Raw genomic sequence first — 17,694 nt, forward strand, 5'->3', positions numbered from 1 at the left:
ACATGAGCCAACTCGACATCCGCCGCGTCAGCACCGACGACCACGCCGCCTGGCTGCCGCTGTGGCAAGCCTACCTGCGCTTCTACAACACCGAATTGCCGGACGCGGTGACCCGAAGCACCTGGCAGCGCTTGCTCGATGAACGTGAACCGACCCATGCTGCCCTGGCCTGGCAGGGCGACACGGCGGTGGGCCTGGTGCACTTTATCTATCACCGGTCGAACTGGAGCATCGAGAATTCCTGCTACCTGCAAGACCTGCTGGTGACGCAACAGAGCCGTGGCACCGGTGTGGGTCGCCAGCTCATCGAGTTCGTCTACGCCACCGCCAAGGCCGACGGTTGCTGCAAGGTGCACTGGTTGACCCACGAAACCAACGCCACGGCGATCCAACTCTACGCGCGCATCGCCGAGCGCCCAGGCTTCATTCAATTTCGCAAAGCCCTTTAAGGAGCGCCGCATGTCGTCTTCACTCGCTGATTGGAAAGGTGCGCCGGCACCCTCCGCGCAGTTGCTCGAAGGGCGTTTCATCCGCCTGGAAAAACTCGACCCGGCGCGACACGCCGATGGCCTGTGGCAAGCCCTTGAAGGGCCCGGGGCTGACCCGAAACTCTGGGATTACTTGCCCTATGGCCCGTTCAAGGAGCGCGGCGCGTTCGATGCCTGGCTGAACAACCATGCCGCCAACACCGACCCGTATTTCTTCAGCGTGATCGACCGCGCCAGCGGCGAGGTGCAGGGCATTCTCAGCCTCATGTCGATCGTGCCGGCCCAGGGCCGCATCGAGATCGGCCATGTGACGTTCGGCGCGCCGATGCAGCGCTCGCCAAAAAGCACCGAGGCGGTATATCTGCTGGCAAAAGAATCGTTCGCCCTGGGATATCGCCGCCTGGAATGGAAGTGCAACAACGCCAACGCCCGCTCCAAATATGCAGCCGAGCGGCTGGGGTTCACGTTCGAAGGCGTGTTCCGCCAGCACATGGTGGTCAAGGGCCAGAACCGCGACACCGCCTGGTACTCGATGCTGGATTCGGAATGGCCCGCCATCGGCGCCGGGTTCGAACGCTGGTTGAGCGAGGAGAACCAGCGCGAGGACGGGCAAGTGCGCGGTTTGGTGGAATGCCGGTCCTAGGTTCGATGCCAACCACCTAACGTGGCTGGCCGGAATCCAATCTCCGCCTCACCACGACACTTGTGGCGAGGGAGCTTGCTCCCGCTGAGGTGCAAAGCAGCCCTATAACCTGCCGCCTCGGTGGGTCAGGCTGATTGTGTCAGGCCTTTTGGGCTGCTGCGCAGCCCAGCGGGAGCAAGCTCCCTCGCCACAGAAACGGCTCGAATCAATCTGGTTTCGACGCCTTGCGTGCGGCCAGGAACGACCGCAGCGATTCAGGTGTCACCCCCGGCCGGGCATATTGCCAGGCCCAATCCGGTATCGATCCACGACGACTCAAGTAAAGCGCGAGCGCCAGGCGGCTGTGCTCTGCAAGCGTCCCTGGAAAATCAAAATTATTCAGAAAATGCAGGACTTGCCTTGGGGTCACGCCATAGGCGCCGAGAATGACCTGATGGGCGTGGGCTTCGTCGAGGGTCAGGCTGTCGATCAAGGCGCTGGTGAACGCCGACTCGGAACTCAGCGAATCACGCTGCGCCAATGTTCGTCGGATATTCTCATCACTGAATTGCGGGCCCACCAAATCTTCCCAGATTCGCCGAGCGCTGCGCGGTGAGATGCCCGGCATATTCTGAATCGATTGCCACAGGTTCGGGGTCTCGAACAAAACCGCAATCCGGCTATTGGAAGCCATTTGCCCGGAAACGCTGAACAACCCCGTGGCTGTCGACATATTGCTCTCATCGAGATACCGAACGCCTTGGAGAAAATCCCAAAAACTCACCAAGGCGTCCTGCTGGTAAACCAGATTGCGCAGGTTGCGATCATCGAACGGCCGCATCCAATCAATATCGATGTCGCCTCTTCTCACCAGCTCTTTGTAACGGCTACCGGCGTATTCGGCGATGATTTGAAGGCGCGCGTCATTCAGCGCCGGATTGCGTATCCATGCCGCAAGGGTATTCACCGGAAACAGACCGCCCAGGTTGGAAGCGATCACCGGGCTGCGCAGGAGGGTCTGGGCCCGCGCCAACAAGACGGGGTAACGCTCAAGGGACACGATGAGCAAGTCCGTGAGGTCCTCGACCCTGTCGTAGTACATGAACTGGTCCATCAGGTCGATATCGTCAGCGATGACGGTGCCCGTTTCACGCTCGAATCGTCTTGCCACGTCCTTCAGGTCGTCGCGATCGACCAAAAGAGCACCCTTGAGCTGTTCGTCGAGTTGATCGTCAGTGAGCTGGCCGTGCACGGCCTCGTCGTATTTGACGTAGGCCATCTCATTGCGGGGGTGATGGTCTGTCAGGTTACGGGCCCGAACGCCGTACTCAAGCATGATGTGCATCACATCTTGGGAGAGCATGAGGAATTCGTTATTGAGCAGTTCGGCGATTTCCCGGCTGTCGATGGGCTGCAACAGCACGTCCTCGAAGAATGCCTGCAAGGCCTGACTTTTTTGCGTGTAGTACGGAATGCTGCTCAGCATCAGGCGTCCCGGCGGCCGGGGTGATAAATAGCTCCCGATGTATTGCAGGATTTCCCGTGGTAAGTCACCACGCTTTGCTTGGCTCAACTCCCGGCGGCCCAGCGCTCTACCGTAAAGGTCCAAGTAATTGCGGATCGGCTGAAACAAGCCATGTGGATTGGCACCTCCATAGATGACTTGGGTCAGGTCGAGCACTGCCTGCTCGTCCATTATTTCAGCCAGCGTCCGCGCATTATCAGAAAGCGCCTGCTGAATAACGGAGGGTTGCGCCACCAGGTAGTCATTCACTTCTGGATGCAAGTCGATGTAGTCGGCGACGTCATTACGCAATCCCTGCATCGAAAACCGCTCCGGTGCCTGCCCCTCATTCAATCCCCGGGCGACGGCATTGAAGAAACAGTCGCCGTCGGCATCGAACTCGATCTCGTTACCCTCGCTCGGCACCAGGTTGTAATGGTTCTCACCGATTCGCCTCAAGACGACATCTGCGCCGGATCTAAGCGGATGATCGATCGCTGGATAAGCCCGTTCAACCTGCCCCGGGGTAAAACGCACCGACCAGTCCTGACGCTCCGGCCTTTGCTCGATGATCAACAAGCTGCGGTTGCGTGGCCAATTCGGTAGCCGGGTGATGAGGGCCGGGACCAGGTCCATGATCTCGACGTCCCACTCGTTCGGCGTACGCACCAGATTGGCAGCGCTGCGAGGCAATGCGGCAGGCCGCTTGGGGTTTGACGGGCCTGGCTGAGGGGACGTCCCCCGCGAGCGCTTGCCGCCGCCCCAGCCGTGTCCTACTGCGCGCCATTCCCCATCGGGCATCCGCGCCACGGTACTCCTCATCACGCCACTGGAACGGATACTCAACCCCGTGGCAGGGTCGACGATGTTCGCCTCGGTGGCCCTCAACCGCGTATGGTCGTGCACCCGGAACACCGTTCCGTCGGGTTGCCGCACATACACCGGGCGGGTCACGCTCCCCGTGGCGTTCTGTGTGAGCGTGGGGCGATAAAAACCCTGGGGATCCGGCGTGACCCCTTGCAGCAACGACGTATCCGTCACCGCATAACGGCGATAAAGCGCCTCTTCCAGCGGCAGTCCGGCTGACGCTTCGGCCGGGTTCTGGCGAGCCGTCATCGCCAGGAAAGTGGACTTGCCGCGCACCGGAACGCTCACCCCACCGGCCAACCCTTTCTGCACATGGTTGGCCACGCGATCGACGAACGCCAGGGTGGGCAGGTTCGTCGGGACAGCGCCGGTCTTGAGCACCAGCAAGCCGGTCTTGATGGCGCGCTTGAGCAGCTGGAAACCCGGTATCAGTAGCAGACCAGCCAGGTCAAAAATGAGCTCGACGGTCATCATCGCCAACTTCACAGCGGTTTGATGACTGATGTCCCGGTTGCTGTTGGAGCGGTGATCCGCGTAGGCGCTTTGGAATTCGACATAGGCCTTATGAAGAACCTCAAACAGATCGCCGCTCAACAGCACCCCACGAATCAACGGTCGACCGCCTTGCTGCCCCAACAAGCGCTTGATCTGCCCGGGATCCAGCGTGGAAATGCGCGAACGGAAGTACGCCTGCCATTGTTCTTCCGGCAACAGCCCGGCAATGCCGTCGCTCAGGTCAGCGAACTCGCGGAAATCGTCACCACCGGGGCTGTCCGGGAAATAAACGCCCACGGTGCCCTGGATATCCGGGCCGTCCTGATCGGAAAAAATCAATACACCATCGATGCTGACCGCATTATTCAGCGCATCTCGCTGCTCTCCTGCCCCGACGCTGCCGCCCAATACCAGTCCATGGACGCAGACCTTGCGCCCGTCGACCCACGCACGCCCCGCCGCTGTCGGTGAACCCAGGACCGCGTCCAGCCAGAGAGCCACCCGCTTGCGTGACCTCGGTGGATTGAAAGCCTTATCCAGCACGGAGGCCTTGAACACCTCGTCGCCCCTGAGCGCGGCCTCGTAGCCCTTGAATTGCAAATTGGCCAGATACGCCGCTTGCCACGCGGCCTTGTATTGAGGTTTGTTCATCTCCCTGCGCAGCAGGGTTTCATAACGGCCCCCGACATCAAGCTCGTTCGCCATCCGCGCCAATTGCTGGCCCGTCAACGTGACGAAAAAGCCATTGGCGGGATGCTTGACCCGTTGGCCATGTCGATCGAGCAGATAAACCGGCAGGACTTCGCGCATCGCATTCGGGTACTGATGCGGGCGCAGGTTATCGAGCATCAATTGGGTCAGGCTGCTGCTGCGAAACTGACTCGGACGGGCATTGCCGCCCTGGAACAGCGTGATCATGGTTTTGTCCGGGTCCGGCTCGATGCCCGGATACACGGTGCGCTCAAGGTACTGCCTGATCTGCTGGCGAGTGAACTGCAGCAACGTCTGCACACCGCCACCCAAGGCGTAGACGGCCTTGAACACCTGCCCTTCCAGACGACGATAATGGGCTTGCTCGGAGCGGGTCGCGGCCCGGTAGAAACCCGGGCGATTGTTTTCCACCAGGGTTTGCTGGCGCACCGCCAGGGGCTCGGCCAGTGCCAACATGGGCAAGCTGAGCGCACTTTCCACGCGTTGCGCGAAGGTGTTCAACGCGAGCGTCTCGTTGCCTGGCGCGTTCAAGGCCGTTTCCAGTGCAGCGCTTTGCAACTGCAGCAGGTCATCCACCGCCACCTCAAACACATGCCCGGACAGTTCGGTCGTTATATCCAGGATGGTGCGCTCCTGCCCATCGTGGGTCGGGTGCACGTTGCTGATCAGGTCTTGTACCGAGCGGAATCGCTGTAACCCACCTTCCAGGGAGTACAGGAACAACGTCAGGCGATCGGTAAACTTGATCACCATCGCGGCAGGCCATTTCTGCGGTGCCGCCGTCCCCATGTCCAGCATCACGGTGTAGACGTGGGGAATAGGAGCCAGCAGCAACCGGTTTCGGTCCGCCTTGGCAGGATGGGTGGTGATGATGTCCAGCAGGCGGTCTTCATCTTTCTGCTGGATGCGCTCACTGGGCGTGAGTTGGGAGGCCGGCCGCCGATCGACTTTGTAAAGGTTGAAAAGATGCAGGAATCGCAGGGAAAGCCAATGAGCGAAGGCGGCCGCCGTGGTGGGCAGTTCGAGGTTGTCTTCGCGGTAGGGGCGACTGCGAAACAGGGTCAAGTCGTCGCGAAACTGGCGCTTCACGCGCTCATTCATGGTGGGGTTGGTGAGATAGAGCACCGCCTCCATGGCCCGTAGATCCTGCGCGTCCAGCGGATCGACAAACAGGCTGTCAGCCTCCTTCACCGAGTCTGGACGGGTGAAAAAACCCACGCCGCCGCCCGTATAGGTCTCGGGCGTATCCGTCTGCATGCAACGCCACAGGACGTCGGTAAAACTCTGCGAAGTCGTCAGCGAGCGCCCGCCGTTGGAGTCAGCCGTGAAGTGCCCCACATAGCAGAAGTCCGGATCAATCTCATCAGGCCGTGAGGTGCGTAACTTACGCGAGGGGATTTTTGTCTGGAGTGTGTCGACCAGCAAACGTTTGAGCACGCTGTCGAACGTCGGAAGACTGGCGAACAGACGCGCCAGTTTCGCTTGGTTGGTATCCAGCAAACCCAATAACCTGGCCTGTTCTTTTCCCTTGGGGCTGAGCAAGTCGGCTTGAGCCGCGCTGTCGGGGCCGCTGGGTAACACGTCGGTGGGTTTGAGGTGGACAACAGAGGGATTCGATGGCGCGCCTGGCGCATCTTCGGAAAAAGTAGACATTCAAGGGCCCGGTTTGATTGAGGAAACCGGACCCTATCCCGTCGCAAAAGCGCAAATGACATACATATGTATAGGCATCGCCGCGCAAGCGACGAGAATCGTAAGCTTGGATGTCCTGCCCGGCTACTCAGTCCAGCTGTTGCGCCAACACGGCAATGTGCTCCGGCCCGATCCCACAGCAGCCGCCCAGGTGGTTGGCCCCGCGCTTGCGCCAGTCCGCCGCCCATTGCAGATAACCCGGTGGGTCGAGGTCTTCGCGCAGCGGGTCCAAACCATCGTTGGCCGTCGCTTCCTTCGGTTGCGGCGGGAAGGCGTTGGCGTAGGCACCGATGTCGATCTTCACCCCCAAGCGCTCGAAGGTGGCCCGCGCCGCATCGATGGCCGCGCCGATCACTTCCGGTTGGCTGCAGTTGAACAACAGCACTTCGACGCCCAGCTCGGCCGCTACTGCCGCGGCGTCCGCCACCGGCTCGCCGGAGCGCAGGCGCGGCACTTCATCGGTGTCTTCGTCTTTCAGGGTGAACGACAGCCAGAACGGCTTGCCGTCTTTCGGCAACCCGGCGTGAATCGCCCGCGCTTCGACCGTGGAGCTTTGGGTCTCGGCCAGCCACAGGTCGACATGGGGCGCCAGGCCGTTCACCAGGGGCGCCAACAGTTCACTGGCGCGGGAAGCGTCGAACAGGTCCGGCCGATAGGAGCCGAACAGCGGCGGCAACGACCCGGCTACCCGCACCGCTTTGCCTGAAGCCTGCACCGCCCGTTGCGCCAACTCGCCAGCCAGCGCAGCCAAGGCCTGGCCTTCGGCGGCGAACCGCGCTTCGCCAATATGAAACGGCACCACGGCATAGCTGTTGCTCGTGATCACGTTGGCGCCGCTGGCAATGTAGGCCGCATGCACGGCTTCCACCGCCTGGGGCGCTTCGCTCAAGGCCAGCGCCGACCACTCGGGCTGTCGGAACGGCGCGCCACGGCGTTGCAGTTCACGGCCCATGCCGCCATCGAGAATAACTGTCGTTACTGCGCCCATATGCGATTCACTCATAAGCTTATGAAAAATACTCACTACCGGAGTTGTTCTTATAACTATTTAATACGCACCATTCAGAGAACTACAACTTATTTTTCTAACAGGGCCCTCACATGAAATTACAACCATTGCTGGCCCTGGGCCTGACGCTGCTGGCTGCCTCCTCGCAAGCATTCGCCGGCGCCACGCTGGATCGCATCGAACAGAAAAAAGAGTTGGTTGGTGTGCTGATGGAAAGTTATCCGCCTTTCTCGTTCCTCAACGATCAGAACCAGCTCGACGGTTTTGACGTGGACGTCGCCAAGGCCGTGGCGCAGAAACTGGGCGTGAAGCTGCGCCTGGAAACGCCGTCCTGGGACGTGATCGCGGCCGGTCACTGGAGCGGGCGCTATGACATCTGCATCTGCTCGATGACGCCGAGCAAGGCCCGCGCCGAAGTGTTCGACTTCCCGGTGCAGTATTACGCTTCGCCAGCGGTGATCGTGGTCAACGCCAAGGACGACCGTATCCACGGCGCCAAGGACCTGAGCGGCAAGAAGGTTGGCCTGACCAGCGCCTCCAGCTACGAGAGCTACCTGAACAAGAACCTGGTGATCGAAGGCGCCGAGGACACCCAACTGAGCTACCCGTTCGAGGACGTGCAGATCGCCCCCTACGACACCGACAACGTGGCGTTCCAGGACCTGGGCCTGGGCGCCGGGGTGCGCCTGGACGCAGTGCTGACCAACCTGGTGACCGCGCAGCCGCGCCTGACCGAAGACAAGCGCTTCAAGCTGGCCGGCGCGTCGCTCTACTCCGAACCGAACTCGGTGGCCATCGAAAAGGGCGACGCCCAATGGGACAGCAAGGTGCGTGAAGTCTTTGCCCAGTTGAAACAGGACGGCACCTTGAGCAAACTCTCGCAGAAATGGATCGGCGCCGACATCACCCAATGACTTCTTTTCCACCGCCTCAGCCACCGCCTACGGTGGCTGAATCACGCCTGCAAAAAATCTTCGGCTTTCGCACCCGGCTGTACCTGACCTGGGCGGCCATGCTGGTGCTGTTCGCGAGTTTCTTCCTGAGCTTCGACCTGAAGTTCTCCATCATCCTCGACAAACTGCCGAACCTGCTGGGCATGCATTTGGCGCCCAATGGCTTTTTGCAGGGCGCGGTGCTGACGTTGTTTTTGTGCCTGTGTTCGATCGTCGCCTCGTCATTGCTGGGCTTCATCACCGCCCTGGCGCGGCTGTCCAGCAGCGCGGTGGCGTTCGGCATCGCCAGTTTCTATGCGTCGTTCTTTCGCGGCACGCCACTGCTGATCCAGATTCTGTTGATCTACCTGGGCTTGCCTCAACTGGGTGTCGTCCCGGGCGCCGTCGCTGCCGGGATCATTGCCCTGTCGCTGAACTACGGCGCCTACCTGAGCGAGATCTTCCGCGCCGGCATCCTCGGCGTCCCCAACGGCCAACGCGAAGCCTCCCTGGCCCTGGGCTTGAGCGAAACCGTGATCTTCTGGCGCGTCACCCTGCCCCAGGCCATGCGCACTATCATTCCGCCGACGACCAACCAGTTTATCTCCATGCTCAAGGACTCCTCGCTGATCTCGGTGATGGGGGTTTGGGAGGTGATGTTTCTGGCGCAGTCTTATGGGCGTTCCAGTTATCGTTATATCGAGATGCTGACGACGGCGGCGATTATCTATTGGTTGATGTCCATTGCGCTGGAGCTGATTCAGGCGCGGATGGAGCGGCACTATGGGAAGGCTTATCTGAATAATCGTTGAGCTGTTCCGAGGTGCCTTTGAGGACAGTGTGCATATCCATTTCTGCGGTCACGGCCACTTAGGGTTCCGCCCTGACGGCAGCTCACTGTTGAGAAGCTCGGAAGCAGTCAAAAGTAAGCAAAACGCTTCTGCCCCACCACTTGGCACCTCGCCTAGGCTCGGCGTCCCGTTAACCACGATGGCTGAACGAAGGAATTGCGCAGTGGGCAACCCGGCATTCCGGCTTTTCGAAAGTGACCCGCCGTCAGGGCGGAACCCTAAGTCTCGGCCGGCTCTGATGCGATGCGCAGCAGTTTCCAGAAGATCGGAGGCACCAGCTTCTGTGTCGATAAACAGTGTGGCGCCGACGCTGGTATTGGCTTGAACGGCGTGGTACCTGATCATCGGGTTGCTCTCTTGAGTTGGGAGCTACCACCGTTCGCGGCTAAACGAATGTAGGTGGCAGCTGTACGCGGGTTAGCCGACCGGACAAGAGAATCCGGCACACCCGAAGATGTCCCCCGCACAGCCGCCATAAATCTAGTAATGCTGCCGCGTCCGACCAGATTTGACCTGCATGACCTGGTCGCCCCCCCTCAGACTTCAATCAAACAGAAATATCTACACATGCTGTAGGGCAATGCCTCAGGCCATGGAAGCCAACGCAACGATGCCCTGATTGCAGCAAAAGCAGCCTACAGATTTCATCCGCTGTGTCTTGCCCACCGCAAGGAGATGGCTGGCATCGCGTTCCGGGGTGAGTTTTTAAAGTGCGGGTTCCCTTCATGAGAGACCGCACGATGCCTACCCCACCTGTGTACCCACCCCGACACCTCGCCCTGGCGATTGCCTTGGTGCTCGGTTGCGCCGATGTTTCGATGGCCCGGCAATCGACCGATGATGCTGTTGCTCCCCCCTCTGAAACAGCCCCCCAGCCGCAAACCCAACCCGAAAATTCGACCAAGGCGTCCAGCAGACCGCCCAAGTTCACAACCATGGAAGGCGAATGGTCGCGCCACATCAGTTTCAGCCATAAAGGCCGGGTTGCGGCGGACACCCAATTTCGCAACCTCGGCCGAATTGGTGCCGAGATAGAGGTTGCCGGCGACTTTCATAACGAGGGAAGCGTGGGCAAGTCTGTTTTCGTGGACCAGACTGGCACGTTTAGCGGTCCTGGCACCGTCAACGCGCTGAAGGTGCACGGCCAGTTGGCGGTCGACCCCGAGAGAGGGGCGCCGACGATCAAAAGGAATCTTGAATTGGCGCCAGGCGCAACATTGCTCTACGGCATCCATCCAAACGGCGGCAGCGCCACGATCAAAGTCGGCGGCACCGCGAAACTGGGCAATGCATCGCTGAAAATCGTCAACGTGCCCGGTGAATACATCGGCACCAGCAATCACGTCGTGATCGATGCAAAGAAGGTGGATGGGGAGTTCGGGGCGATCGTCAATGAACTTGCGTTCATGACAGCGACGGTGGACTACACCGCAAAACAGGTGGGCCTGACCTACACGCGTAATGAAGTTCAGTTTGAAGATGCAGCAACCACGGACAACGCACGGAAATTCGTGGCCAGTATCGAAGAGCCGCAACAGGTGGCACCGCCAGAGCCAACCCCCATTGTCGCCCCGGCCATCGCTCAGGTGTCTGCGGTTAAGCCAGACAACCATGGCGTGACACACATTCCCACCGAACCACCAAGAACCATCAATACCGAAGCGCCACCCAATACCGCCATCAATGCCCTGCTCGGCACCGATATGATTACGGCGGCCAACGCCATTGATCAACTGAGTGGCTACCACACCGCTGATCTGGGCAACGCCACCTTGAGCAGCGTCGCACCGATCAGCACCGGCGTGCTCTCGGCCATGGACTCGATACAAGCAGGAAACACACGGGGCGACGGTCAGGTCTGGGTCCAGGCCATCGGCAACAGCGGCAGTCTCGGCAAGCCATTGGGCGGTTACGCCCTGAAGCATAAGACCGAGGGCTTGATGCTGGGAACCGACTGGGTCGTCAGCCCTGCCTGGCGCCTGGGAATCATCGGCGGCAAGACCCAAACCCGCTTGGACAGCCATCAATTCGATGGCCGGCTCGACAGCTGGCTGGTGGGCGCCTACGCCTTGCGCCAGGAAGGGCCGTTGGCGCTGCGGCTGGGGGCCGTTTATGGCAACCATGACGGCAGCACCAAGCGCCATGTCGCATTCAATGGTTTCAGGGATCGCCTCAAGGGTCGTTACGACGCCACGACGCAACAGGTCTTCGGACAGGTCGGCTACAACCTGGATATTGGACATTTCGATATCGAACCCTATGTCCAGGTGGGTTACCAGCGCTATCAACGCGATGCCTATACCGAAAAAGGTGGAGACGCCGCATTGCAGTACAACGGCCAGGCACAAGAACACTACAGCAGCGACCTCGGCCTGCGCCTCGCCCGCCCTTTGGTTTTCGACCGAGGCATGCGATTAACACCGCGGCTGGATGTCGGCTGGAAACACTTGTACGGCAACGTCAGGGGCACATCCCACCAACGTCTGGTAAGCGGCGGCGGCACCTATACGATCGAAGGGGTCGAACTGGACCGCGACAGCATTCTGCTGCAAGCGGGACTGGACCTGGCCGTTTCGCCCCGGCATACCTTTGGATTGAGCTACAGCGGTGAAACCGGCAAGGACAACCGCAACGGTGCCCTGATGGGCCAGTGGCGAATGATGTTCTGACAGGCAAAAAAAAAGGGGAGCACATGCCCCCCCGAGGTTAAAGCGTTGTATCGAGGCTGTTCAGTCAGCCTTCGATCTCGATCAGGATCTCGCCCGGGTTGACCCGGTCGCCCTTGGCCACGTGAATGGCGGTGACCTTGCCGGCGATGGCCGCCTGCACTTCGGTTTCCATCTTCATGGCTTCGGTGATCAGCACCGCTTGGCCGGCCTTCACCACGTCGCCTTCCTTGACCAGGACATCGACGATGTTGCCCGGCATGGTGGTGCTGACATGGCCTGGCGCAGTGGCTTGCTTGCGCTTGCTGCTGCCGCCGCCGACGAATTCATTGAGCGGTTCGAACACGACCTCTTCCGGCATGCCATCGATGGACAGGTAGAAGTGACGCTTGCCTTCGGCCTTGACGCCCACACCGGTGATGTCGACGCGGTAGGTTTCGCCATGAACGTCGATGACGAACTCGGTCGGCACGCCTTCGCCGCCTGCGGAACTCACGCTGCCTGCCTCAGGGATCGGCAGCAGCACTTCCGGGGTCAAGGTGCCGGCTTCGCGTTCTTCGAGGAACTTGCGACCGATGTCCGGGAACATGGCGTAGGTCAGCACGTCCTCTTCGGACTTGGCCAGTGCACCGATTTCGCCACGCAGCTTGGTCATTTCCGGCTTGAGCAAATCGGCCGGACGCACGTCGATCACTTCTTCGCTACCGATGGCCTGGCGACGCAGCTTCTCACTCACCGAGCCCGGCGCCTTGCCGTAGCCGCCCTGCAGATAGAGCTTCACTTCGTTGGTGATGGTCTTGTAGCGTTCACCGGCCAAGACGTTGAAGAACGCCTGGGTGCCGACGATCTGCGAGGTCGGGGTCACCAGGGGCGGGAAGCCGAGGTCTTCGCGCACGCGCGGGATCTCCGCCAGCACTTCGTTCATCCGGTTCAGTGCGCCCTGCTCTTTCAACTGGTTGGCAAGGTTGGAGATCATCCCGCCCGGTACCTGGTTGACCTGGACGCGGGTGTCCACGGCGGTGAACTCACTTTCGAACTGGTGGTACTTCTTGCGCACGGCGTAGAAGTACAGGCCGATTTCCTGCAGCAGCTCCAGGTCCAGCCCGGTGTCGAATTCACTGCCTTTAAGGGCCGCGACCATCGATTCGGTGCCCGGATGGCTGGTGCCCCAGGCGAAGCTGGAGATCGCGGTGTCGATGTGGTCGGCACCGTTTTCGACGGCCTTGAGCTGGCACATCGCGGCCAGGCCGGCGGTGTCGTGGGAGTGGATGAACACCGGCAACGATTGCTCGCTCTTCAGCGCTTTCACCAGCTCGCCAGTGGCATACGGGGTCAGCAGGCCGGCCATGTCCTTGATCGCCACCGAGTCGCAACCCATGGCTTCCATCTGCTTGGCCTGGGCCACGAACGCGTCGATGGTGTGCACCGGGCTGGTGGTGTAGGCGATGGTGCCCTGGGCGTGCTTGCCGGCGGCTTTCACCGCTTCGATGGCGACCCGCAGGTTCCGCACGTCGTTCATCGCATCGAAAATACGGAACACATCGATGCCGTTGACGGCGGCCTTGGCCACGAAGGCCTTGACCACGTCATCACTGTAATGGCGGTAGCCCAGCAGGTTCTGGCCGCGCAGGAGCATTTGCAAGCGCGTGTTGGGCAGCGCCGCACGCAGTTGGCGCAGGCGCTCCCACGGGTCTTCCTTCAGGAAGCGCACGCAGGCGTCGAAGGTGGCGCCGCCCCAGACTTCCAGCGACCAATAGCCGACTTTGTCGAGCTTGTCGCAGATCGGCAGCATGTCTTCGGTGCGCATGCGGGTGGCGAGCAGCGATTGGTGGGCGTCGCGCAGGATTGTGTCGGTAACGTGGATCTTCTTGGACATTGTCATGATTCCTTACAGGCCTGCGTGGGCGGCAATGGCGGCGGCGATGGCCAGGGCCAGCTCTTCGGGTTTGCGCTTGATCGAGTAGTTGGTCAGTTCAGGGTGGCTTTCAACGAAGCTGGTATTGAACTGGCCGCTGCGGAATTCCGGATTGCGCAGGATCTCCTGGTAATACGCGGCGGTGGTCTTGACCCCCTGCAGGCGCATGTCATCCAGGGCCCGCAGGCCACGGTCCATCGCTTCTTCCCAGGTCAGCGCCCAGACCACCAGTTTCAGGCACATCGAATCGTAGAACGGTGGAATGGTGTAGCCGGTGTAGATCGCCGTGTCGGTGCGCACACCCGGGCCGCCAGGGGCGTAGTAGCGGGTGATCTTGCCGAAGCTGGGCAGGAAGTTGTTTTTCGGGTCCTCGGCGTTGATGCGGAACTGCAACGCAAAGCCCCGGTGCTGGATGTCTTCCTGCTTGACCGACAGCGGCAGCCCGGAGGCGATGCGGATCTGTTCGCGAACAATGTCGATACCGGTGATTTCTTCGGTGATGGTGTGTTCTACCTGCACCCGGGTGTTCATCTCCATGAAGTACACCTCGCCTTCGGCGAGCAAAAACTCCACGGTGCCGGCATTCTCGTAGCCCACGGCCTTGGCGGCGCGCACCGACAGGTCGCCGATGTAGGCGCGCTGCTCAGGCGTCAGTTGCGGGCTCGGGGCGATTTCGATCAGCTTCTGGTTACGGCGCTGGATCGAGCAGTCCCGTTCGAACAAGTGCACGACGTTGCCGAAACTGTCGCCGAGGATCTGCGCTTCGATGTGCTTGGGATTGACGATGCATTTTTCCAGGAACACTTCCGCCGAACCGAATGCCTTGGTGGCTTCGGAAATCACCCGCGGGAAGGCCTGTTCGAGTTCTTCGCGGCTGTTGCAGCGACGGATACCGCGACCGCCACCGCCCGACGTGGCCTTGAGCATCACCGGGTAACCGATCCGATCACCTTCGGTCAGCGCCTCCTCGATGCCTGCCACGTTGCCTTCGGTGCCCGGCGTGACCGGCACACCGGCCTTGATCATGCTGCGGCGCGCTTCGGTCTTGTCGCCCATGCGGCGAATGACTTCTGCCGAGGGGCCAATGAATTTGATGCCGCGTTCCGCGCAGATGTCCGCCAGTTCGGCGTTTTCCGAAAGGAAACCGTAGCCGGGGTGCAAGGCATCACAGCCGGTTTCCACCGCCAGGTTCACCAGTTTGCGCGGGTTGAGGTAGCCGGCCAGCGGATCGGCGCCGATGCTGTGGGCCTCGTCCGCACGCTTGACATGCAACGCATGGCGGTCCGCGTCGGAGTAGACCGCGACCGAGCGAATGCCCATCTCGGCGCAAGCGCGCACGATGCGGACGGCAATCTCACCACGGTTGGCGATCAGGATCTTTGTTATCAATTGGAGGTTCCCTTGAGCCGGTGATACCACGGCCTGGGGTCCAGGCCGACGCGTGACCAGATGTAACAATTGGTCGCAGCTCCACACTAGTCCTGGCTGTGAATTAACAAAAATGAATAATTATTGGGTCATGCATAAGCAAAGACTTATAGTTGAGCTGTCCGCCCTACCCCTGAGTGCTTAGAAAATGCGTAAGTCATTGATGCGTATGACATTGCGTCAATTGCAGATTTTCAACGAGGTGTGCGACCTGAGGTCCTACAGCCGTGCAGCTGATGAAATGTCTCTCACACAACCGGCCGTTAGCCTACAGATTCGATCCTTGGAAGAGCTCATTGGCCAGCCGCTGTTCGAGTATGTCGGCAAGAAGCTCTACATGACCGAAGCCGCCGAAGCCCTGCAACGGGCCAGTCGGGACATCTTCGGGCGCCTGGAAAACCTCGATATGCAACTGTCGGACATGCAGGGTTCGCTGCAAGGCCAATTGAAGCTGGCAGTGGAGTCCAGCGCCAAATACTTCGTCCCGCATTTGTTCGCCGCGTTCAAGCGCCAGCATCCGGAAGTCAACCTGAACCTCACCGTGGTCAATCGCGGCCAGGTCATCCGCCGGCTCTCGGACAACCGTGACGACCTGGTGATCATGTCCATGGTGCCCCAGGACATGGGCCTGGAATTCCTGCCGTTCCTCAACAATCCGATCGTCGCCGTGGCGCCGCCCGACCATCCGCTGTGTCACCTGGGTCCGCTGCGTTTGCAGGACTTGGAGCCCTACACGCTGCTGTTGCGCGAACCGGGATCCGGCACGCGGCTGGCCTGCGAGGAGTACTTCAAGGAGAAACGGGTGCATTTCACCCAGACGCTGGAAGTGGCGTCGGCGGAGGCCCAGCGCGAGTGTGTGGTGGCCGGGCTGGGCGTGGCGCTGTTGACGCGCCACGCCGTGAGCCGGGAACTGTCATCCGGCGCGCTCATCGAGTTGCCGGTGGAGGAATTGCCGCTGTACCGCAGTTGGTGCCTGGTGCAGGCCAGGGCCAAGCGCCTGTCACCGGTGGCCCACGCCTTCCTGGCCTTCGTTCGTGGCGAGCGGGCTCAGATCATCGGCCTGGTTGAGCGTTTCGACGGGAAGCCGCCGGCGTTGCCTGCCAGTAATTGAACTCTACCGCGTCAGGAAATTCGCTGATCTCGGCCAGAAGCTGGCGCTGTTCATAGCGGTCTTCGATGGCACGACGGAACGCCATGCGGCGTTGGTCTTCCTGCTGACGACGGGTTTTGACGGCGCTGCGTTCTTCGTAGGACTGGGTCATGTCGAGACTCCCAAGACGTATACGGGAGCTTTACGATGACGGCGGGGGATGACGGTTTGGCGGCGCGTGCGTTACAGAACGATGAATTCGGGCAAATGAACCCTGTGGCGAGGGAGCTTGCTCGCGCTGGGTCGCAGGAGCTATGTAGGAGCTGTCGAGCGGAGCGAGGCTGCGATCTTTCCACTGACAATTGAGTCAAAAGCGAAAGATCAAAATCAAAAGATCGCAGCCTTCGGCAGCTCCTACCGCAGCCGAGCGGGAGCAAGCTCCCTCGCCACAGAAGCCCTCGACCTCAGGGCTCGGGATTCAGTCGTCCAGCGCCTTCACCGACTTGGGTGACAACCGCAGGCTGCGAAGGCTGCGCTTCACGCTCTTGAGGTGGTTGACCAGGCTTGGGCCACGGGCCATGGCGACGCCCATCGCCAGCACATCGATCACCACCAGATGGGCGATGCGCGAGGTCAGCGGCGTGTAGATTTCGGTGTCCTCATGCACATCGATGGCCAGGTTCACCGTGGAAAGCTCCGCCAGTGGCGTCTGGCTCGGGCACAAGGTGATCAGCGAGGCACCGCTTTCGCGCACCAGGTTCGCGGTAATCAGCAGATCCTTGGAACGCCCCGACTGGGAAATGCAGATCGCCACATCGGTGGGTTTCAAGGTCACCGCCGACATGGCCTGCATGTGCGGGTCGGAATAGGCCGCTGCCGTCAGCAGCAACCGGAAGAACTTGTGCTGGGCATCGGCCGCCACCGCGCCCGAGGCGCCAAAGCCATAAAACTCGACACGCTGGGCCTGAGACATGGCCGTGACGGCTTTTTGCAATGCCACCGGATCGAGTTTCTCGCGAACCTCCATGAGGGTATGCAGGGTAGTGTCGAAGATTTTCAGGCTGTAGTCCGCCACTGAATCATCTTCATGGATCGCAAACTGGCCAAAGCTCGCGCCGGCGGCCAGGCTTTGCGCCAGCTTGAGTTTCAGGTCCTGGAAGCCCGAGCAACCGATGGCCCGGCAGAAGCGCACGATGGTCGGTTCGCTGATGCCGACGCTGTGGGCAAGATCGGCCATGGAGCTATGCATCACGGCCGCAGGATCAAGCAGGACGTGATCGGCGACTTTCAGCTCCGACTTGCGCAGCAAGTGGCGTGACTGGGCGATGTGTTGCAACAGGTTCAAGGGGCTGGACTCTTGTTATGGGCAGGTGCCGGGATGTAGCAAGCTTGTAGTTATACTACAAGAACTGGCTCTTTGCCCG

At 60.6% G+C, this 17,694-nt stretch carries 12 protein-coding genes; 6 read left to right on the forward strand and 6 right to left on the reverse strand.

Translation table 11 applies throughout. The features are described from left to right. Window positions 1-2: 2 nt before the first annotated feature. Window positions 3-449 (forward strand): GNAT family N-acetyltransferase, encoded by a 447-nt coding sequence (locus AD659_RS27530; RefSeq protein WP_053126689.1) that lies wholly within the window; start codon window positions 3-5, stop codon window positions 447-449. A gap of 10 nt (window positions 450-459) precedes the next feature. Further along, window positions 460-1,131: a GNAT family N-acetyltransferase gene (locus tag AD659_RS27535; protein ID WP_053126691.1), complete on the forward strand. Its 672-nt coding sequence runs from the start codon at window positions 460-462 to the stop codon at window positions 1,129-1,131. Window positions 1,132-1,336: 205 nt separating this feature from the next. Here the strand turns inward: AD659_RS27535 and AD659_RS30315 are convergent, their stop codons facing one another. Next, on the reverse strand, window positions 1,337-6,340 hold the full coding sequence (locus AD659_RS30315; RefSeq protein ID WP_231987660.1) for a dermonecrotic toxin domain-containing protein: 5,004 nt from the start codon (window positions 6,338-6,340) through the stop codon (window positions 1,337-1,339). Between the two features lie 127 nt (window positions 6,341-6,467). Further along, the gene (locus AD659_RS27545; RefSeq protein WP_053126693.1) at window positions 6,468-7,367 is read right to left on the reverse strand and encodes a homocysteine S-methyltransferase family protein; all 900 of its coding nucleotides are present in this window, start codon (window positions 7,365-7,367) and stop codon (window positions 6,468-6,470) included. 113 nt (window positions 7,368-7,480) lie between these two features. Between AD659_RS27545 and AD659_RS27550 the strand changes: the two genes are divergently transcribed. From AD659_RS27550 to AD659_RS27565, 3 genes are all read left to right on the forward strand, one after another. Continuing rightward, a complete protein-coding gene (locus AD659_RS27550; RefSeq protein ID WP_053126695.1) occupies window positions 7,481-8,302 on the forward strand; it encodes an ABC transporter substrate-binding protein in 822 nt (273 codons plus the stop codon). Continuing rightward, window positions 8,299-9,132 carry an amino acid ABC transporter permease gene (locus AD659_RS27555; protein ID WP_053126697.1) on the forward strand — a complete coding sequence of 278 codons (834 nt, stop codon included), beginning with the start codon at window positions 8,299-8,301 and terminating at the stop codon, window positions 9,130-9,132. The genes AD659_RS27550 and AD659_RS27555 overlap by 4 nt, the downstream gene beginning before the upstream one ends. A 1,106-nt stretch (window positions 9,133-10,238) precedes the next feature. Further along, a complete protein-coding gene (locus AD659_RS27565) occupies window positions 10,239-11,840 on the forward strand; it encodes an autotransporter outer membrane beta-barrel domain-containing protein (RefSeq protein WP_231987661.1) in 1,602 nt (533 codons plus the stop codon). A gap of 64 nt (window positions 11,841-11,904) precedes the next feature. Here AD659_RS27565 and oadA read toward each other — a convergent pair whose 3' ends face one another. Then, window positions 11,905-13,713 carry a sodium-extruding oxaloacetate decarboxylase subunit alpha gene (gene oadA / locus AD659_RS27570; RefSeq protein WP_053126702.1) on the reverse strand — a complete coding sequence of 603 codons (1,809 nt, stop codon included), beginning with the start codon at window positions 13,711-13,713 and terminating at the stop codon, window positions 11,905-11,907. 12 nt (window positions 13,714-13,725) lie between these two features. Then, window positions 13,726-15,141 (reverse strand): acetyl-CoA carboxylase biotin carboxylase subunit, encoded by a 1,416-nt coding sequence (locus AD659_RS27575; protein ID WP_003187105.1) that lies wholly within the window; start codon window positions 15,139-15,141, stop codon window positions 13,726-13,728. Window positions 15,142-15,328: 187 nt separating this feature from the next. Here AD659_RS27575 and AD659_RS27580 point away from each other — a divergent pair, with 187 nt between their 5' ends. Next, the gene (locus AD659_RS27580; RefSeq protein ID WP_053126704.1) at window positions 15,329-16,291 is read left to right on the forward strand and encodes a LysR family transcriptional regulator; all 963 of its coding nucleotides are present in this window, start codon (window positions 15,329-15,331) and stop codon (window positions 16,289-16,291) included. Here AD659_RS27580 and AD659_RS29645 read toward each other — a convergent pair. Together AD659_RS29645 and hexR are read right to left on the reverse strand one after the other, a co-directional pair. Next, window positions 16,233-16,442: a PA3496 family putative envelope integrity protein gene (locus AD659_RS29645; RefSeq protein WP_080675527.1), complete on the reverse strand. Its 210-nt coding sequence runs from the start codon at window positions 16,440-16,442 to the stop codon at window positions 16,233-16,235. The genes AD659_RS27580 and AD659_RS29645 overlap by 59 nt on opposite strands. A gap of 306 nt (window positions 16,443-16,748) precedes the next feature. Then, window positions 16,749-17,615 (reverse strand): transcriptional regulator HexR, encoded by an 867-nt coding sequence (gene hexR, locus AD659_RS27585; RefSeq protein WP_003187110.1) that lies wholly within the window; start codon window positions 17,613-17,615, stop codon window positions 16,749-16,751. Window positions 17,616-17,694 lie beyond the last annotated feature (79 nt).

This window comes from Pseudomonas thivervalensis (assembly GCF_001269655.1).
Taxonomy (GTDB): Bacteria; Pseudomonadota; Gammaproteobacteria; order Pseudomonadales; family Pseudomonadaceae; genus Aquipseudomonas; species Aquipseudomonas thivervalensis.

Coding starts and splice junctions, on each gene's coding strand:
- AD659_RS27530 (WP_053126689.1), top strand. CDS start 3: ATGAGCCAACTCGACATCCGCCGCGTCAGCACCGACGACCACGCCGCC.
- AD659_RS27535 (WP_053126691.1), top strand. CDS start 460: ATGTCGTCTTCACTCGCTGATTGGAAAGGTGCGCCGGCACCCTCCGCG.
- AD659_RS30315 (WP_231987660.1), bottom strand. CDS start 6,340: ATGTCTACTTTTTCCGAAGATGCGCCAGGCGCGCCATCGAATCCCTCT.
- AD659_RS27545 (WP_053126693.1), bottom strand. CDS start 7,367: ATGGGCGCAGTAACGACAGTTATTCTCGATGGCGGCATGGGCCGTGAA.
- AD659_RS27550 (WP_053126695.1), top strand. CDS start 7,481: ATGAAATTACAACCATTGCTGGCCCTGGGCCTGACGCTGCTGGCTGCC.
- AD659_RS27555 (WP_053126697.1), top strand. CDS start 8,299: ATGACTTCTTTTCCACCGCCTCAGCCACCGCCTACGGTGGCTGAATCA.
- oadA (WP_053126702.1), bottom strand. CDS start 13,713: ATGTCCAAGAAGATCCACGTTACCGACACAATCCTGCGCGACGCCCAC.
- AD659_RS27580 (WP_053126704.1), top strand. CDS start 15,329: ATGCGTAAGTCATTGATGCGTATGACATTGCGTCAATTGCAGATTTTC.
- AD659_RS29645 (WP_080675527.1), bottom strand. CDS start 16,442: ATGACCCAGTCCTACGAAGAACGCAGCGCCGTCAAAACCCGTCGTCAG.